The sequence below is a fragment of the Caldimonas sp. KR1-144 genome (assembly GCF_049446155.1).
Lineage (GTDB): Bacteria > Pseudomonadota > Gammaproteobacteria > Burkholderiales > Burkholderiaceae_C > Rivibacter.
Genome location: NZ_JBMSEE010000007.1, coordinates 104,735 through 121,435, shown reverse-complemented (window position 1 = coordinate 121,435; position 16,701 = coordinate 104,735). Strand labels below are relative to the sequence as shown.

At 71.5% G+C, this 16,701-nt stretch carries 16 protein-coding genes; 10 read left to right on the top strand and 6 right to left on the bottom strand.

Annotated elements, in window-relative coordinates; all coding sequences use genetic code 11:
- Window positions 1-4 precede the first annotated feature (4 nt).
- Window positions 5-478, bottom strand: a complete 474-nt coding sequence (locus ACO2TI_RS16790; RefSeq protein WP_423286068.1) for a 4Fe-4S dicluster domain-containing protein — start codon at window positions 476-478, stop codon at window positions 5-7.
- Between the two features lie 423 nt (window positions 479-901).
- On the opposite strand from ACO2TI_RS16790, the gene ACO2TI_RS16785 reads away from it, so the two are divergent.
- The gene (locus tag ACO2TI_RS16785; protein ID WP_423286067.1) at window positions 902-2,650 is read left to right on the top strand and encodes a PQQ-dependent methanol/ethanol family dehydrogenase; all 1,749 of its coding nucleotides are present in this window, start codon (window positions 902-904) and stop codon (window positions 2,648-2,650) included.
- Between the two features lie 77 nt (window positions 2,651-2,727).
- Window positions 2,728-3,048 carry a high-potential iron-sulfur protein gene (locus ACO2TI_RS16780; protein ID WP_423286065.1) on the top strand — a complete coding sequence of 107 codons (321 nt, stop codon included), beginning with the start codon at window positions 2,728-2,730 and terminating at the stop codon, window positions 3,046-3,048.
- 4 nt (window positions 3,049-3,052) lie between these two features.
- Here the strand turns inward: ACO2TI_RS16780 and ACO2TI_RS16775 are convergent, their stop codons facing one another.
- Together ACO2TI_RS16775 and ACO2TI_RS16770 are read right to left on the bottom strand one after the other, a co-directional pair.
- Window positions 3,053-3,625 carry an anti-sigma factor family protein gene (locus tag ACO2TI_RS16775; RefSeq protein WP_423286063.1) on the bottom strand — a complete coding sequence of 191 codons (573 nt, stop codon included), beginning with the start codon at window positions 3,623-3,625 and terminating at the stop codon, window positions 3,053-3,055.
- Window positions 3,622-4,227: an RNA polymerase sigma factor gene (locus tag ACO2TI_RS16770; RefSeq protein ID WP_423286061.1), complete on the bottom strand. Its 606-nt coding sequence runs from the start codon at window positions 4,225-4,227 to the stop codon at window positions 3,622-3,624. The genes ACO2TI_RS16775 and ACO2TI_RS16770 overlap by 4 nt, the downstream gene beginning before the upstream one ends.
- A gap of 114 nt (window positions 4,228-4,341) precedes the next feature.
- Here ACO2TI_RS16770 and ACO2TI_RS16765 point away from each other — a divergent pair, with 114 nt between their 5' ends.
- On the top strand, window positions 4,342-5,070 hold the full coding sequence (locus tag ACO2TI_RS16765; RefSeq protein ID WP_423286060.1) for an MBL fold metallo-hydrolase: 729 nt from the start codon (window positions 4,342-4,344) through the stop codon (window positions 5,068-5,070).
- Between the two features lie 66 nt (window positions 5,071-5,136).
- Here ACO2TI_RS16765 and ACO2TI_RS16760 read toward each other — a convergent pair whose 3' ends face one another.
- Together ACO2TI_RS16760 and ACO2TI_RS16755 are read right to left on the bottom strand one after the other, a co-directional pair.
- Window positions 5,137-6,606: a VWA domain-containing protein gene (locus ACO2TI_RS16760; protein ID WP_423286058.1), complete on the bottom strand. Its 1,470-nt coding sequence runs from the start codon at window positions 6,604-6,606 to the stop codon at window positions 5,137-5,139.
- A 10-nt stretch (window positions 6,607-6,616) separates the two neighbouring features.
- Window positions 6,617-8,020 carry an AAA family ATPase gene (locus tag ACO2TI_RS16755; protein WP_423286057.1) on the bottom strand — a complete coding sequence of 468 codons (1,404 nt, stop codon included), beginning with the start codon at window positions 8,018-8,020 and terminating at the stop codon, window positions 6,617-6,619.
- A 169-nt stretch (window positions 8,021-8,189) separates the two neighbouring features.
- Between ACO2TI_RS16755 and ACO2TI_RS16750 the strand changes: the two genes are divergently transcribed.
- The 5 genes from ACO2TI_RS16750 to ACO2TI_RS16730 are packed head-to-tail and all read left to right on the top strand — an operon-like array spanning window position 8,190 to window position 13,681.
- The gene (locus ACO2TI_RS16750; protein WP_423286055.1) at window positions 8,190-8,564 is read left to right on the top strand and encodes a DUF805 domain-containing protein; all 375 of its coding nucleotides are present in this window, start codon (window positions 8,190-8,192) and stop codon (window positions 8,562-8,564) included.
- Window positions 8,565-8,619: 55 nt separating this feature from the next.
- The gene (locus ACO2TI_RS16745; protein ID WP_423286054.1) at window positions 8,620-10,893 is read left to right on the top strand and encodes an FAD-binding protein; all 2,274 of its coding nucleotides are present in this window, start codon (window positions 8,620-8,622) and stop codon (window positions 10,891-10,893) included.
- Window positions 10,890-11,912: a hypothetical protein gene (locus ACO2TI_RS16740; protein WP_423286053.1), complete on the top strand. Its 1,023-nt coding sequence runs from the start codon at window positions 10,890-10,892 to the stop codon at window positions 11,910-11,912. Before ACO2TI_RS16745 ends, ACO2TI_RS16740 begins: the two co-directional genes overlap by 4 nt.
- Before the next feature lie 22 nt (window positions 11,913-11,934).
- Window positions 11,935-12,990 carry an alpha/beta fold hydrolase gene (locus tag ACO2TI_RS16735; protein WP_423286051.1) on the top strand — a complete coding sequence of 352 codons (1,056 nt, stop codon included), beginning with the start codon at window positions 11,935-11,937 and terminating at the stop codon, window positions 12,988-12,990.
- Window positions 12,991-13,009: 19 nt separating this feature from the next.
- Window positions 13,010-13,681, top strand: a complete 672-nt coding sequence (locus ACO2TI_RS16730) for an HAD family hydrolase (protein WP_423286049.1) — start codon at window positions 13,010-13,012, stop codon at window positions 13,679-13,681.
- 233 nt (window positions 13,682-13,914) lie between these two features.
- On the opposite strand, the gene ACO2TI_RS16725 is transcribed toward ACO2TI_RS16730, so the two are convergent.
- Window positions 13,915-14,640: a FadR/GntR family transcriptional regulator gene (locus ACO2TI_RS16725; protein WP_423286047.1), complete on the bottom strand. Its 726-nt coding sequence runs from the start codon at window positions 14,638-14,640 to the stop codon at window positions 13,915-13,917.
- 152 nt (window positions 14,641-14,792) lie between these two features.
- Between ACO2TI_RS16725 and ACO2TI_RS16720 the strand changes: the two genes are divergently transcribed.
- The gene (locus tag ACO2TI_RS16720; protein ID WP_423286045.1) at window positions 14,793-15,665 is read left to right on the top strand and encodes a fumarylacetoacetate hydrolase family protein; all 873 of its coding nucleotides are present in this window, start codon (window positions 14,793-14,795) and stop codon (window positions 15,663-15,665) included.
- A 43-nt stretch (window positions 15,666-15,708) separates the two neighbouring features.
- Complete coding sequence (locus ACO2TI_RS16715; protein ID WP_423286043.1) at window positions 15,709-16,674, top strand: tripartite tricarboxylate transporter substrate binding protein; 966 nt, start codon at window positions 15,709-15,711, stop codon at window positions 16,672-16,674.
- The last annotated feature ends 27 nt before the right edge of the window (window positions 16,675-16,701 follow it).

The window sequence follows — 16,701 nt, the reverse complement described above, 5'->3', positions numbered from 1 at the left end:
TCGTTCAGGCTTGCGCCTGGTTGCCCAGCTTGTCGGCCCAGGCCTTCATCTTGTCGAGGCCGGTCCAGTTGGCGTCGACGTAGGTGATCGCGCCGGTCGGGCAGGCCTCGGCGCAGGCCGGCTGGCCGCCGCACAGGTCGCACTTCTGGACCTTGCCGGTCTCCTGCACGTAGTTGATCGTGCCGAACGGGCAGCTGATCGTGCAGACCTTGCAGCCCACGCAGGTGGTCTCGTTGACGACCTTGGCGCCGGTCAGCTTGTCGAGCGTGATCGCCTCGACCGGGCAGGCGTGCAGGCACCAGGCCTCGTCGCACTGCGTGCAGGTGTAGGGCACCTTCTTGCCGGTCTCGTGGAAGTCGAACACCTTGATGCGCGACTTGGCCGTGGCCATCACCCCGTAGTTCTCGAACGAGCAGGCCATCTCGCACTGGAGGCAGCCGGTGCACTTGTCGGCGTTGATGTGCAGGCTCTTTTGCATGACCCGTGTCTCCGCTTGGCGGTCGGTTGGGAAGGCGTGGCCCGCACGCAAGCGACCGTCTTGCTCGCTCGGGCGTTTGAAATCATCTGCATAGGTCGAGACGATAGATACCTAGGCCTAACCCGTAGGCTCGGCCTTCTCTCGATGAGAGGCCCTGCAGGCTGTTCCAAGGTGGGACAACGGCCTCGACGCTGCTGTGCGGCAGCGCGTCGCCCGAGGTCGTGCAGCGTCCGAACGCGCGCTTGCAGCGCCCGCTCGCCCTGCGCAAGCGTGTAGCAGCGCCGAGGGGTTAACCCTCGCGAAACGAGCTCCAACAGGCCTCAAAAGCCGCCGATCCGCCGTGGCATGGGCTTTGCGAAAAGGCCCGCCCGAGCCGCCGCATCGTTTGCTTAGGCGGTGCTTCCCCCGGAGGAGACTGAGACCATGAACGTTCGACTGTCCTGCCTGCTCGTCGGCGCCGCGCTCGCCGCGATGGCCTCGCAGGTGACCGCATCCACGCCGGTCACCGACCAGATGATCGAGAACGACGCCAAGAGCACGAACGACGTGCTCAGCTGGGGCCTGGGCACCCAGGGGCAGCGCTACTCGCCGCTCAAGCAGATCAACGCGCAGACGATCGGCAAGCTCACGCCGGTGTGGAGCTTCAGCTTCGGCGGCGAGAAGCAGCGCGGCCAGCAGAGCCAGCCGCTGATCCACGACGGCAAGATGTTCGTCACGGCCTCGTACTCGCGCATCTACGCGCTCGACGCCAAGACCGGCAAGAAGCTGTGGAAGTACGAGCATCGCCTGCCCGAAGGGATCATGCCCTGCTGCGACGTGATCAACCGCGGCGCGGCGATCTACGACAACCTCGTCATCTTCGGCACGCTCGACGCGCAGCTCGTGGCGCTCAACGCCGACACCGGCGAGGTCGAGTGGAAGGAGAAGATCGACAACTACGCCGACGGCTACTCCAGCACCGCCGCGCCCATCATCGCCAACGGCCTGGTGATCACCGGTGTGTCGGGCGGCGAGTTCGGCGTGGTCGGCCGCGTGGAAGCGCGCGACGCCAAGACCGGCAAGATGGTCTGGATGCGCCCCACGGTCGAAGGCCACATGGGCTACACCTACGACAAGGACGGCAAGGCCATCGAGAACGGCATCTCCGGCACGCCGGGCAAGAGCTGGCCGGGCGATCTCTGGAAGACCGGCGGCGCGGCCACCTGGCTGGGCGGCACCTACAACGCCAAGACCGGCCTGATCTACTTCGGCACCGGCAACCCGGCACCGTGGAACAGCCACCTGCGCAAGGGCGACAACCTCTTCTCGTGCAGCACGGTGGCCATCGACGCCAAGACCGGCAAGATCGTCTGGCACTACCAGAACACGCCCAACGACGGCTGGGACTTCGACGGCGTCAACGAGTTCGTCACCTTCGACGACGCCGGCCGCACGCTGGGCGGCAAGGCCGACCGCAACGGCTTCTTCTACGTCAACGATGCGAAGACCGGCGAGCTGGTCAACGCGTTCCCGTTCGTCAAGAAGGTGACCTGGGCCACCGGCATCGACCTCAAGACCGGCCGGCCGAACTTCGTGCCCGAGAACCGCCCGGGCGACCCCACCGCGGGCGCCGAAGGCAAGGGCAAGTCGGTGTTCGCGGCGCCCAGCTTCCTGGGCGGCAAGAACCAGATGCCGATGGCCTACTCGCCCGACACCAAGCTGTTCTACGTGCCCAGCAACGAGTGGGGCATGGAGATCTGGAACGAGCCCATCACCTACAAGAAGGGCGCGGCCTACCTCGGCGCCGGCTTCACGATCAAGACGCTCAACGACGGCGCCATCGGCTACCTGCGCGCGATCGATCCCAAGAGCGGCAAGATCGTCTGGGAAGCGCCGAACAACGCGCCGCTGTGGGGCGGCGTGCTGACCACCGGCGGCAACCTGGTGTTCTGGGGCACGCCCGAAGGCTACCTGCAGGCGGCCGACGCCAAGACCGGCAAGATCGTCTGGAAGTTCCAGACCGGCTCGGGCGTGGTGGCGCCGCCGGTGACCTGGCAGCAAGACGGCGAGCAGTACGTCGCGGTGGCCTCCGGCTGGGGCGGCGCGGTGCCGCTGTGGGGCGGCGACGTGGCCAAGAAGGTCAGCTACCTCGAGCAAGGCGGCAGCGTCTGGGTGTTCAAGCTGATGAAGTGATCGCCTCGCATCACTGAACGCTGCGTGACCGAGGGCCGCCTGCGGGCGGCCCTTCCAACTCCCCGATCGGATTTCCCATGAGCCAGCAGATCCGCCAGCCTCCGGCGCGCCGCCACTTCATCATTCAACTCGCCGTGTGCGGCGCGGCCCTGCACGCCGGGCGCGCGCGGGCGCAGGCCCGCGTCGACGAAGACAGCGAGACCGCCGTCTCGCTCGGCTACAAGCACGACACGGCGCAGGTCGACGCCAAGAAGTACCCGCAGCACAAGCCCGAGCAGAAGTGCCTGAACTGCAGCTTCTGGCAAGGCGCGCAGACCGACGCCTGGGCGGGCTGCTCGATGTTCGGGCGCAAGCAGATCGCGGCGGGCGGCTGGTGCGTGGCCTGGCGCAAGGCTTGAGCGGTCATTCACCCGCCGCCCGGTGATCGAACCGGTACTCGCCGAGCAGCCGCTCGCCCGCCGCATCGACCGCCAGCAGCCGCAACTCCTCGACGCCGCTGGGCAGCTGGCGCACGCGCGCCGCCGGCGCCACCAGCACGATCTCGCCGCTGGCCGCGTCGAACGGCACGTCGCTCGCGCGGGTCTCGGGCTCGCCCGCCGTGCGGCGCACGATGTCGAGCCGCTCGACGCGCGCGAGATCCTCGGGCGCCAGCTGCAGCCGCGCGATCAACACGTCGTCATCGGGCGCCACGCTGCAGGCCACCGCGCCGTTGCGCTCGACGCGGTGCTCGCGCAGGCGCAAGCCGCGCTCGGCCAGGCGCTGCACGAAGCCCGCGCCGACGCTCACGGCAACGAAGCCGGCGTCGAACGCGCGCCGCACGCCGTCGACGAGCTCGAGTAGCCCGTCGAGGCGTTCGCCGCAGGCGTCGCAGCCGAGCAGGTGCTCGTCGAGCGCCTGCGTGCGCGCCTCGTCGAGTTCGCCGAGCCAGTAGGCGACGAGCGCGTCCTGGTCGACGTGCGGCGAGATGGCGCTCATCGCGTCCCTCCGGTCACGCAGTCGCGCAGCCGAGCGAGGCTGCGGTGGCGGATCACGCGCACGTTGCCGGCCGTGGTGCCGAGCATGGCCGCCACTTCATCGGCGCCGCGCTCCTCGTAGAAGCTCATCACGATCACGCTGCGCTCGCGCTCGGCCAGCCGCTCCAGGCAGGCGGCGACGCGCCGGCGGTCGAGTCGTGGCGCGATGTCTTCCTCCGCGCCCGCTTGCACCGCCGGCCGCGTCTCGTGCCACTGCGCCAGGATCGCGCCTTGGCGCGTCTCGCGCCGCAGCAGCTCGAGCAGCACCAGGCGGCACATGCCGAACACGAAGGACACGACGCGCTGCGGCTCGCGCAGCTTGCCTGCGCGCAGCTGCTCGATCGTGCGCACCATGACGGCCTGCATCAGGTCGCCGGCCGCATGCGCGTCGCGCAGGTGGCGCAGGCCGTAGCGGCGCACGCGCGGCGCCATGCGCCGGTAGAACGCGGACTCTGCCGCGAGGTCGGGATCGCCGTGCCCGGCGGCGGCGATGCGCGCGGCGAGGACGACCTCCGCGCCGGCATCCTCGTCCGGCACGACGGCGGCATCGGCGGCGGCGTCCATGGCCGCAAGCATAGCCACGGCGCCGCCGGTCGCGAACATCGCGACATCGGCCGTAACGCCGGCGCCGCTCGCGACACATCCTGGTCCCGCCTCTTTCGACCAGGAGCCCTGCCGATGATCACCGACCCCAGCGCCGGCACCAACGTCCACGAGATCGCCGCCGGCATCTACCGCATCAACACGCCCGTGAACCTGCCCGACGGCACCGCGTTCAGCTTCAACCAGTACCTCGTCGTCGACGACCGGCCGCTGCTGTTCCATACCGGCCCGCGGCGGATGTTCCCGCTGGTGCGCCGGGCGGTCGAGACGCTGATGCCCGTCGGGCGGCTGCGCTTCGTGGCGTTCTCGCACTTCGAGGCCGACGAGTGCGGCTCGCTCAACGACTGGCTCGCCGCCGCGCCCGAGGCCGAGCCGGCGTGCGGCTCGATCGGCGCGATGGTCTCGGTCAACGACATCGCCGACCGAGCGCCGCACGCGCTGGCCGACGGCGAGACGCTCGCACTCGGACGCCACACGCTGCGCTGGTTCGATACGCCGCACCTGCCGCACGGCTGGGACAGCGGGCTGATGATGGACGAGCGTACCGGCACCTTCTTCTGCGGCGACCTGTTCACGCAGCCCGGCGGCGGCGCCGTGGCGCTCACCGAAGCCGACATCCTCGGACCGAGCGAGGCCTTCCGCGCGCCGATGGACTACTTCGCGCATGCGCCGCACACCGGCGCCCTGCTCGAACGCCTGGCCGCCCAGTCGCCGACCACGCTGGCCTGCATGCACGGCAGCGCCTGGCGCGGCGACGGCGCCGCGCTGCTGCGCGAGCTGGCGCGATCGCTCAGTGCGAGCTGAACAGGCTGTTCCCGCCTCTCCCGCGCGCGGGAGGGCGAGCAAGAGCCGGCGAGGCGGCCCACCCCTTCATGCCCCGCGCCGCTTCGCCACGCGCGGCGACAGCGCGTTCGGAAAGTACAGCGCCGTCAGGCTGCGGCTGTGCACCGGCGTGGCCAGCACCGTCTCGCTGCGCGTGCCATCGTCGCCGTGGCGGCGCCAGTCGCGCACCCAGTGGATCTCGTCGCACACTTCCATCAGGCCCAGCGTCTCGCGGTCGCCGACCAGGATGCCGTGCACCGCGAGGCCGCGTTCGGCGCGCGCTTCGTCGAGCCGCGCGAGCGTGGCCGGCACGCAGCCGAACTCGCCGTCGGAAACGATCACCAGGTCGGCGCTGTGCCATGCGGCCTCGTGCACGCGCTCGATCGCGCGCTCGATCGGCGTCTGCACGTCGGTGCCGCCGTCGAAGGCCTGGCCCATCAGCTCGAGCAGCGCATCGAGGCCGCCGTCGCCGGCGAGGTCGCGCTCGATCAGCTCGCCTGGCCCGCCGAAGGCCAGCAGCTTCACGCCGCGGCGCGCCGCATGCGCCGCCTTCAGCGCCGCGATGACGACCGCCTTGGCGATGTTCTCCGGCGCACCGCGCATCGAGCCCGACGTGTCCAGGCACAGCAGCAGCGGGCCGTGCGCCAGCGGCTCGCGCGGCGGCGCGGCCGACGGCTGCGGGCTCGCGTGCGGATCGCTGCGCCAGTCGACCAGGTCGGCCTCGGTGTCGTGGGCCAGCAGCCGGCCTTCGGCCCAGCGCGCATGCCACAGCCGGCGCGCGACGCGATGGCGCAGCAGCATCGCCTCGGCGGGCAGCATGCGCTCGACGCTGGCATCGAAGCGAACGCCGGTCAGCGCGCCCGGCGCGCCGGCGATGCGCGTGTGCACCGCGCGCAGCGGCGTCGGCGCCTGCGCGCCGGCCGAAAGCGGCGCGGCGCGCGGCGGCACCGGCCGCGGCTCGGCGCGGCCCACGCGTTGCAGCAGCGCGGCGAGCTCGGGCAGCTCGGCCAGGCGCTCGGCGGCGCGCCGGGCGGCCTGCCATTCGCGCGAGCGCAGCCGGCCGACCAGCGTGTCCCAGCGCAGCTGCGCACCATCGGCCAGGTCGCGCAGCAGCGCGAGCTCGTCGTCGAGGCCGGCGCTGTCGATGCGCCAGGCCTCGCGGAACTCGGCTTCCACCTGCGCGATCGCCTCGGCGCGCGAGCGGCGCGGCTGGAGGTCGGTCAGGCGGTCGAGGTGCCACAGCAGCGTGCGCAGCACTTGCTCGGCGAGCGTTGGCACGCCGCGCGCGAGCGAGGGCAGGCCGAGCTCGCCGACGGCCGCGCGCAGCGGCGCGCAGGCATCGGGCTCGCCGAATTCGGCCGCGGCATCGGGCAGACGGCCTTCGTGCAGCGCGCCCAGCCAGCGCGCCGCGTCGTCGAGCCGCTGTTCGCGCCCGCCCGCAGCGGTGATCAGCGTCGGCAGCCAGACGCCGCGCGGCAGCGCCGTGAGCCGGTCGTAGGGCGCGTCCAGCCCGCTCACGGCGCGGTGCTCAGGCCGCGGCCTGCGCCGCCCGCTCGACCGGCACCGCCGGCGGCGCCTCGCCGGGCAGGGCGGCGTCGCACGGCAGCGCCGCGAAGCCCTCGCGCACGGCGACCAGGCGTGCGTGCAGCTCGCGCTGCACGGCGAGCGCCTGCTCATGGCGTGCGAGCAGGTGCGCCTTCAGCGCCGTGGGCATCCACAGCCGCGGCGCGAGGCTCGACTGCAGCGCCGCGAGCGACGCTTCGAGCGCGTCGCGCTGCGCGCCGACCTGCTGCTCGATCTCGGCGACCTGCGCGACGCGCGCCGCGATGTGCACCGGGCTCCAATGCCGCGCGAGCCGGGCCTCGAGCCGCTGCGAGACGACGCGCTGCGCGGCGCCGTCGAGGCCCGGCGCGTGCGCGAGCTTGCCGGCGCGATCGTCGCCGGCTTCGGCGGGCGCGCGCTGCTCGAGACCGAGCTGCTGCTCGAAGGCCTCGACCGCGCGGCGCAGCCACGGCGCCTCGGGCGGCGGCGCGGCCGCCGCGTCGTCGATGAACCAGGCCTCGAGCGCCGGCACGTCCTGCGGCCGCGCAGCGGCAACGAAGGGCGCAAGCCAGAGGTCCAGCCGATCGACCGCCGCGCGGCCCTCGGCCGCGGCCGCGGTGCGCGCGAGGCCGACGAACTGCCGCCAGCGGCGGTCCGACAGCGCCGCGCTGCGCTCGGCGAGCCAGCCGCGCAGCGCGCCGCACGCATCGACGAAGTCCGCGCCGAGCGCGACATGGCCGGCCGCCGCGGTGACCGCCTGCCGCTCGGCCGGGCCGAGCGGCGCGGCCACGCCGGGCGCCACGCCGCGCTCGCCGGGCAGCGCCAGCAGCGCCGCGAACGACGCGTCGCCGACCGGCTGCACCGGCACGCGCAGCAGGAAGCGGTCGTAGAAGGCCTGCAGCGCCTCGTCCGCAGGCAGCTCGTTGCTCGCGCCGATCACGCTCACCAGCGGCACTGCGACGCGGGCCGTGCCGTTGTCGAACTCGCGTTCGTTGAGCAGCGTGAGCAGCGCGTTGAGGATGGCGGAGTTGGCCTTGAACACCTCGTCGAGGAAGGCGACGCCGGCGGTGGGCAAAAAGCCGTCGGCCAGGCGTTCGTAGCGGTCGTGCTCCAGCGCCTTGAGCGACAGCGGGCCGAACAGCTCCTCGGGCGTCGAGAAGCGCGTGAGCAGGCGCTCGAAATAGCGCGTGCCGGACAGCACGCCGTGCAGGCGGCGCGCCAGCTCGCTCTTCGCGGTGCCCGGCGGGCCGATCAGCAGCAGGTGCTCGCCGGCCAGCGCGGCCAGCAGCGCCAGGCGGATCGCGGTCTCGCGCTCGAGCAGGCCCTCGCCCAGCTGCGCGAGCAAGGCCCGCAGGCGCTCGGGCGTGGGCAAGGCGGCGCGGTCCTCCATGGGCCGATTCTGCCGCCGTGGCGCCAACGGGCGGTCTGCACTGAATCAAGTGAAACGTGCGAGGCTGCGCGCCGCGACGTGGCCGATACGCAAGTCCGCCACGATCGCGTGTTCACAGCCGGGCGGCGCGCCGGCATCATCGGCGCCGATTCAAAGGACGGGGAGGTCCATGCGCATCGTCGACGAGTTCAAGACCGCCGGCCGGCTGTCGCGCGCCGGCTTCTGGCTGCGCCACGCCCTGGCGCTGCCGGTGCTGCTGTTCCTGTGCATCGCCGCCGACGCGCACGCCGGCCGCGCGCTCGGCCTGCTGCTCGCCGCCGCGACGACGCTGTTCCTCGTCTCGGTCTGGGGCCGGCGCCTGCACGACCGCGCACGCTCGGCGTGGTGGCTGCTGCTCGCGGCCGTACCGGTCGCCGGCGCCGTGTTCCTGATGATCGACTGCGGGCTGCTCGGCCCGCGGCCCGGCGCCGAGCGCTTCGGCCCCGCGCCGGGCCGCGTGCCGACCGACTACCTGCGCGTGCAGCAATCCAAGGAAGCCGCATGAGCCGCAGGGCCGCTCCCAAGGCGAATTCCGGAGTGCGTAGCACGGAGGATGCCCAATGACCTCTCACCACATCGTCAACGACGTCACGCAGCTCAACCCGGTGCGCGTGATGGCCATCGTTGCGCCCGAATCCACCGCCGACGTGCAGGAAGCCCTGCGCCGCACCAGCGGGCCGGTCTCGATCGGCGGCGGGCGCTTCAGCATGGGCGGCCAGACCGCGAGCCCGGGAAGCCTGCACTTCGACATGCGCTCGATGAACCGCATCGTCTGGTTCTCGCCCGAGAACAAGACCGTGCGCGTGCAGGCCGGCGTGCGCTGGTGCGACCTGCAGAAGTTCATCGACCCGCACGGGCTGGCGGTGAAGATCATGCAGACCTACGCCAACTTCACCGTCGGCGGCGCGCTCGGCGTCAACTGCCACGGCCGCTACGTGGGCCTGGGGCCGCTGGTGCTGTCGGTGCGCGCGATCCAGATCGTGCTGCACGACGGCACGGCGGTGGAGGCGAGCCGCGAGCGCAACAGCGAGATCTTCTTCGGCGCGATCGGCGGCTACGGCGCTTTAGGCGTGGTGGTCGAGGTGGAGCTGGATCTCGCCGACAACAAGCGCGTGAAGCGCGAGCACGCGGTGATGCCGCTGGCGAAGTACTGGTCGCACTTCAAGGACACCGTGCGCAACAACCCGAAGGCGGTGTTCCACAACGCCGACCTCTACGCGCCGCACTACGGCAGCGTGCGCTCGGTGACCTGGGTCGAGACCGACGAGCCCGCCACCACGCCGACGCGCCTGCAGCCGCTGCGCCGTTCCTATCCGCTGCACCAGTACTTTCTGTGGGCCGTGTCGGAAACGCCGTTCGGCAAGGAGCGCCGCGAGAAGCTGATCGACCCGCTGCTGTACCTGCGCAAGAAGGTGCACTGGCGGAACTACGAGGCGGGCTACGATGTCGCCGAGCTCGAGCCGCCGACGCGCATGCACCGCACCTACGTGCTGCAGGAGTACTTCGTGCCGGTCGAGCAGCTCGAGGCCTTCGTGCCCAAGATGGCCGCGGTGCTGCAGCGCCACCGCGTCAACGCGCTCAACATCTCGATCCGCCACGCGATGGCCGACGAGCACACGGCCCTGTCGTGGGCGCGCGGCGAGACCTTCGCCTTCGTGCTCTATCACAAGCAGCGCACGCGCGAGAACGCCAAGAGCCGCGTCGGCGTGTGGACGCGCGAGCTGATCGACGCGGTGCTGTCGGTCGGCGGCACCTACTACCTGCCCTACCAGCCGCACGCCACCGTGGAGCAGTTCCACCGTGCCTATCCGAAGGCCAAGGATCTGTTCGCGCTGAAGTGGGAGGTCGATCCCAACTTCCGTTTCACCAACGTGCTCTGGGACAAGTACTACCGCGCCTGGCTCGACCGCGAGCAGCCCGTGCCGCGGCCCGAGGCGCCGTCGGAGTTCCACCGCGTGTTCGGCGACGTGCGGCAGTCCGACGCGTTCTACCGCTTCCTGCAGAGCGTGTTCCGCGTCGCGCCCGAGGACCGCGTGCACCATTTGATCGGCGAGGCCTGCCGGCTGCACCGCGACGAGGAGAGCGTCTACCGCTACTTCCAGCAGCAGCTGGGCGGCATCAAGCCGGCGCTGGCCGACCTGACCTACGCCCTGCCCTCGCTATTCAAGCAAAAGCGCGAGATGACGCGCCAGACGCTGGCGCTGCTGGGCGGGCGCACGCGCTTCGACGGCTATGCCGAGATCGGTTCCAAGGCGCGCTACTGGCGCGGTCTCGCGGCCGCGCTGGAGATCACCGGCCCGCGCTACTTCGTCGACGAACACGCGCCGACGAACTCGCCGGTCGACCTGATGGAGCGCGGCCAGCTCGCGCTTCCGGGCGTGCACGTGCCGCTGGGCGACTACACGCCGCTGCCCGCCTCGCAGATCGCCGACGCGAGCCTGGATCTCGTGACCTGCTATGTCGGCCTGCACCACATGACCGAAGCCAAGCTCGTGCCCTTTCTCGCCTCGGTGCAGCGCGTGCTGCGCCCGGGCGGCCTGTTCATCGTGCGCGACCACGACGTGAAGACCGACGAGCTGCGCACCCTGGTGTCGCTCGCGCACACGGTGTTCAACGCCGGCCTGGGCGAGACCTGGGAGGCCAACCTCGCCGAACTGCGCTTCTTCGAGCCGGTCGAGACCTGGGTGCGCCGGCTCGACGCGGCCGGCTTCGACGACAGCGGCCACCGCGTGCTGCAGGACAACGACCCGACCGACAACACGCTGCTGTGCTTCGTCAAGCGCGGCGCGGCGGCGTCTTCGCTGTCGCAGCGCGAAGCGGGGGTGAGCGCATGAGGCGCGGGCTCGCCACCGCCGCGCTGGCCCTCGCGTGCGCCGCGGGCCAGGCCGGCCCGGCCGCGCCCGAGGAACACCGCCGCACGCCCGACCAGACCTTCCTCACCTTCCCCGAGTGGTACCTGGTGCACAGCCCGGCCGAGTACGCGGCCTACCTGCAAGTCGGCGCGCCGCCGAGCGCGTTTCCGCTGTTCGCGCACATCGGCCAGTTCTGGCAGGGCTATGCGGCCGTCAACCGCGAGATCGAGAAGTACCCCTTCAACGGCGGCTACCACCTGATGGTGATGGTGATCGGCACCAGCACCACCGTGGAGTACGCGCTCAAGGGCGTCTACGAACACACCGTCGGCCGCCTGGCCGAGGCCACGCGCACGGGCGCGGCGCCGGTGCCGGAGGAGCGCTTTGCGGCGGCCTACGCGCAGGCCTACGTCGACTTCATCCGCGTGGAGCCTTGGTACAAGTTCGACTTCGCGTCGCAGCTGAAGGCGCTGTGGTCGGAGCTGCCGCTGCGCGGCGAGAACCTGCTGCGCCGCTGGGAGCGCCGCTTCGCGCTGACCAGCGAGCTGCTCGTCAAGGAAGGCTATGCGCGCCTGATCAAGCTCGGCACGCAGTCGATCTACGACGCGCCCAAGCCGGTGACGGCGGTGCTGCTGTCGAAGGCGCCGCAGCCCGACGCCGCCCACGCCGACTTCGCCGCCCTGCCCGGCGACGCATCGCGCGGCGTGCTGGCCACCATCCCGCGCTACGAGGGCTTCACCGCCTACAGCCGCTGGCTGGCCGCGCAGGGCATCGACTTCCGTGAAGTGGCGGGCAACGACGGCGAGATCGTCGTGAGCCTCCTCGCCCCGCTGGGCCAGCCGCTGCCGGCATCGGCGCGGCGGCTGTTCACGCAGGCCGTGATCACGCAGCCGGGCCGCGAGCGCGTGGTGCTCGCGGTGCCGGTGGCCGGGCTCGGCGCACTGCTGCGCGAGGTGGATGCGCGTGCCGGCGTGACGGTCGAGCACGTGTACGACTTCTGATCACGACGGGACGAGCACGACGATGAGGATGATCCAGGGCCTTGTGCGAACCACGCTGGTCGTGGCGGTCCGCGTGGTGCTGCTTGCGGCGCTGCTGATCGCGCTGTGGCTGGGCGTCACCAGCGCGATGCGCATGCTGCGCGAGCAGGCCTCGCCCGCAACGCTGGCGCCCACCGGCGGACGCTGGATCGACGCCGGCGACGCGCGCATCTACACCCAGGCCTGGGGCCCCACCGACGGCCCGCTGGTCGTGCTGGTGCACGGCACCGGCGCGTGGAGCGGCACCTGGTTCGAGCTGCCGCAAGCGCTGGCCTCGGCCGGCTGGCGCGTCGTCGCGCTCGACCTGCCGCCCTTTGGCATGAGCGAACGCGTGGCGCCGGCGCTGGGCTTCGACTACTCGCGCGCCGCCCAGGCGCGGCGCGTGCTCAGCGTGATCGACGCGCTGGAGACCGGCCCGGTCGTGCTGGTGGGCCACTCGTTCGGCGCCGGCCCGGCGCTCGAAGCGGCGGTGCAGTCGCCCTCGCGTTTGCGCAAGCTGGTGCTCGTCGACCCCGCGCTGGGCCTCGGCGCGGCCGGCGAAGCGCCGGCCTGCACGCCGCCGGGCCCCGGCCTCGCGTGGCTGCTCGAACCCGCGATCGCGCCGCGCCTGCTGCGCGCCAGCGCCGTGAGCGCAACCGCCACCCTGCCGCCGCTCACCGGCCACTGGCTCGGCGGCTTCGTGCACCGGCGCGAAGCCGTGACGCCGCAACGCGTGGCGGCCTACCAGCACCCCTTTGCGCGCAGCGACTTCAGCGCGGTGCTCGGCGACTGGGCCGCCGGCTTTGCGCAAGGCGGCTGCGAAACGGCGGCGAGCCTGCAGCCCGAGCGGCTGACGGCATGGGCGCGGGCGCAGGCGCTGCCGGTCGAATTGCTGTGGGGCGAGGCGGACACGGTCACGCCGATCGCGCAGGCGAAGGCGCTGCAGGCCTGGATGCCGGGGGCGCGTCTGCATGTGCTGCCGGGCCTCGGGCACATTCCGCACATCGAGGATCCGGGGGCGTTCTCTGCGGTACTACGCGAGGTGATCGGCGCGCGTTAGACGCCCCTCCTCGATCCGAATGTTTGCCGCAGCGATCTTCGACATGGATGGACTGCTTCTCGATTCGGAGCGATCGATCATGCGCGCCTGGATCGAAGCGGCCGCGGAAGCAGGCATCGCGCTTTCGGAACAGGCGTACCTGCCCATCGTGGGCCAGGCGTCTCGGCAGGCCGATGCGCTCCTGGCGGCACTGCTCGGCGGCCAGGCGGCGTTCGAGCAGATCCGCGAGAACGTCCTGGCCAAGCTGAGCCGTGGTTGCACGTTCCCACCGAAGCCGGGCGCCGTTGCGCTTTTGGCCGCTTTGACGCAGCGCGGGATCCCGTGCGCCGTGGCCTCGTCGACGGCGGTCTGCGAGGTGAGGCAAAGGATCGGCCTGGCGGGCATGGAGCACTTCTTCAGCGCGCTCGCCGGTGGCGACGAAGTCGAAGCTGGCAAGCCCGACCCGGCGATCTACCGGTTGGCGGCGCACCGGCTGGCGATCGACCCCGCGCGCTGCCTTGCCTTCGAGGACAGCACGAACGGCATCAGAGCGGCCCGTGCAGCCGGAATGGCCGTGGTCGTCGTGCCAGATCTCGTTCAGCCCGATTTGCGAGAGGCATTCGCCATGCTGCCCTCGCTGGCGGAGGCCGAGCATCTGATCGGGCGGTGGTTCGGCGCGCAACGGAGCGCCGCTGTCGAGCCGGCGGCGTAGGCCGGGCAGCGTCGCCCCGGCTGGTCCCGCCCTACACGGCGATATGCTGGCGCTGGAAGATCGGCACCAGGTACTGCAAGGGCTGGTTGAACATGCTCAGCGGCGAAGTCTTGGTCGGCTGCATTCCCCGGGCGCTCCTTGTTCTTTTCAGTCATCATCCCTCGACCGTTGGCGCGGATCTCAGCGCTCGTCGAATGGTCCGGGCGCGTTCGCTACTCCGAACGCCGTGCCGATCAGTACCCCAACAAATTCCGCCTCACATGCGTGAGGTGCTCCCGCGCCGCCTCCACCGCCCGCGCCAAGTCCCGATCCTTCAGCGCCTCCACCAGCGCCCGGTGCTCGCGCTGATACGCCAGCCGCCGCTCGCGCGTCACCGTCCTGCGCTTCAGCGCGCCCCAGTCGCCCTGCGAGCGCACGTGGTTCATCAGCCTGAACACGCTCGAGACGAAGTTGTTGTGTGCCGCGTCTGCGATCACCTCGTGCAGCAGGCCGTCCCAGCGCTCAAAGTCCTCCAGCGTGGTCGCCGCCTCGGCCTGTTCGCAGCAATGCTCCATGCGCTGCAGGTCGGCCGGCGTCGCGCGGCGGATCACCATGTCGATGATCGCGGGCTCAAAGGTCATGCGCGCTTCCATCAGCTCCGTCGGGCTGGTGATGGCGGCCGGGTTGTCGGCGGCCAGGCCGGCCAGGGCCGCAGTGGCGCGTTCGGCCACGTAGGTGCCGCTGCCCACGGTCTGCGTGATGAGCGACAAGTCCTTCAGCTCGCCGAGCACGCGGCGCACGGTCGATCGGCCGAGCCCGTATTCGGCGCACAGCGCGCGCTCGGTCGGTAGCCGGTCGCCAGGGCGCCAGCGGCCGCTGTGCAGTTGCGCGAGCAGGGCCTCGCGCAGGCGTTGGCCGGCGCCGATGGCGTCTGGGTGATCGCGGGTCGAAGGCGGCTTGGCGAGTGCTTTGGCGGGCATGGCGGCATGCTAACCAATGCGAACCAATTGCCGAACACCTGGGACAAACCTCCATTTCTCCCAGGCACATTGGTTCGGCATTGGTTCTTCCCGCACTTGATTCGCGTGCCTAGCATCGCGGCTCGAACCGACCCATCCTCCGAGCCCTTGTCATGCGACTTGCCTGTTTTGAAGACCGTGGCCGCCAGCGCGTCGGCCTCGTGGCCGACGACCTCCAGACCGTCACCCCGCTCGCGCTGAGCGACGCCGAGGCCGCGCTCGGCGCGCTGCCGCTGGTGGAGCGCCTCGCACGCGGCGAGGCCCTGCCCGCGGCCGACGGCGCCGCGCTGCCCATGGCCTCGGTGCGCCTGCTGGCGCCGCTGCCGCGGCCGCGCCGCAACCTGTTCTGCGTGGGCCGCAACTACCACGCGCACGCCGCCGAGCTGAAGGGCTCGGTGTTCAAGGACGACAACAAGCCGGTGGACCAGTGGCCCATCGTGTTCACCAAGGTGCCCGAGTGCGTGGTCGGCCCCCATGACGTGATCCGCCTGCCCGGCGCGCACATCACCGAGCAGATCGACTACGAGGCCGAGCTGGCGGTGGTCATCGGCATCGGCGGCAAGAACATCGCGCGCGTCGACGCGATGCGCCACGTGTTCGGCTACACCATCGTCAACGACGTTACCGCGCGCGACGTGCAGATGCGCCACGCGCAGTGGGACCTGGGCAAGTCCTTCGACACCTTCTGCCCGATGGGCCCGTGGATCGTCAGCGCCGACCAGCTCGACGGCCTGCACACGCGCGTGCGCTGCTGGGTCAACGGCGAGCTGCGCCAAGACGGCCCGACCGAGCAGATGATCTTCGACATCCCCACGCTGATCGAGACCATCTCGCGCGGCATCACGCTCTACCCGGGCGACGTCATCGCCACCGGCACGCCGGCCGGCGTGGGCATGGGCCTGGTGCCGCCGCGCTGGCTGCGCGAGGGCGACACCGTGCGCATCGAGATCGACGGCCTCGGCACGCTCGAGAACCGCGTGGCCTGAAGCGCCGCCGCCCGGAAGAGAAGAACCCAGGAGACAACCGACCATGCGAGCGATCCGATTCGCGGCCGCGGCCGCGGCGCTGGTGGGCGCCTTTGCCGCGCACGCCCAGCCCTACCCCGAGCGCCCCATCACGATGATCGTGCCCTTCCCGCCCGGCGGCGTGGCCGATACCGTGGCGCGGCCGGTGGCCGAGGCGCTGAGCCGCGAGCTGAAGCAGCCGGTGCTGGTGGAGAACAAGGGCGGCGCCGGCGGCGCCCTGGGCATCGGCCAGGCGGCGCGCGCGCCGGCCGACGGCTACACGCTGCTGCTGAGCCTGAGCTCGATCTCCATCCTGCCCGAGGCCGACCGCGTGCTCGCGCGCAAGCCGCAGTACCAGCTCGCGCAGTTCCATCCGCTCGCGCGCATCACGGCCGACCCGACGGTGCTGGTGGTGCGGTCTGACGCGCCCTGGCAGACGGTGGAGGACTTCGTCGCCGACGCGAAGCGCAAGCCCGGCGCGTACAACTACGGCAGCTCGGGCAATTACGGCACGATGCACGTGCCGATGGAGATGTTCAAGAACGCGGCGGGTTTCCGGATGACGCACATCCCGTTCACCGGCGCCGGCCCCGCGGTGACCGCGCTGCTCGGCGGCCAGGTCGACGCGCTGGCCACCGGCCCGTCGTCGGTGCTGCAGCACATCAAGGCCGGCAAGCTGCGCGCCCTGGCGCACTGGGGCGACAAGCCGCTGGTCACGCTGCCCGAGCTGCCGAGCCTTTCGCAAAAGGGGTGGAAGCTGCAGTTCGCGCAGTGGTCGGGCGTCTTCGTGCCGGCCGGCACGCCGGAGGCGGTGCAACGCCAGCTGCGCGAGGCGCTGCGCAAGGTGGCGGCGGATGCGGGCGTGCAGCAGACCGTGCTGCGCGCGGGCAGCCCGATCGAGTACCTGGACGCGCCGGCGTTCGCGAGCTACTGGCAGCAGGACGCAAAGCTGATGACGGAAGCGGTGCAGAAGATCGGGCGACTGGAGTAGTGCCTCGGCGGCGAGCCCACGCGCGCC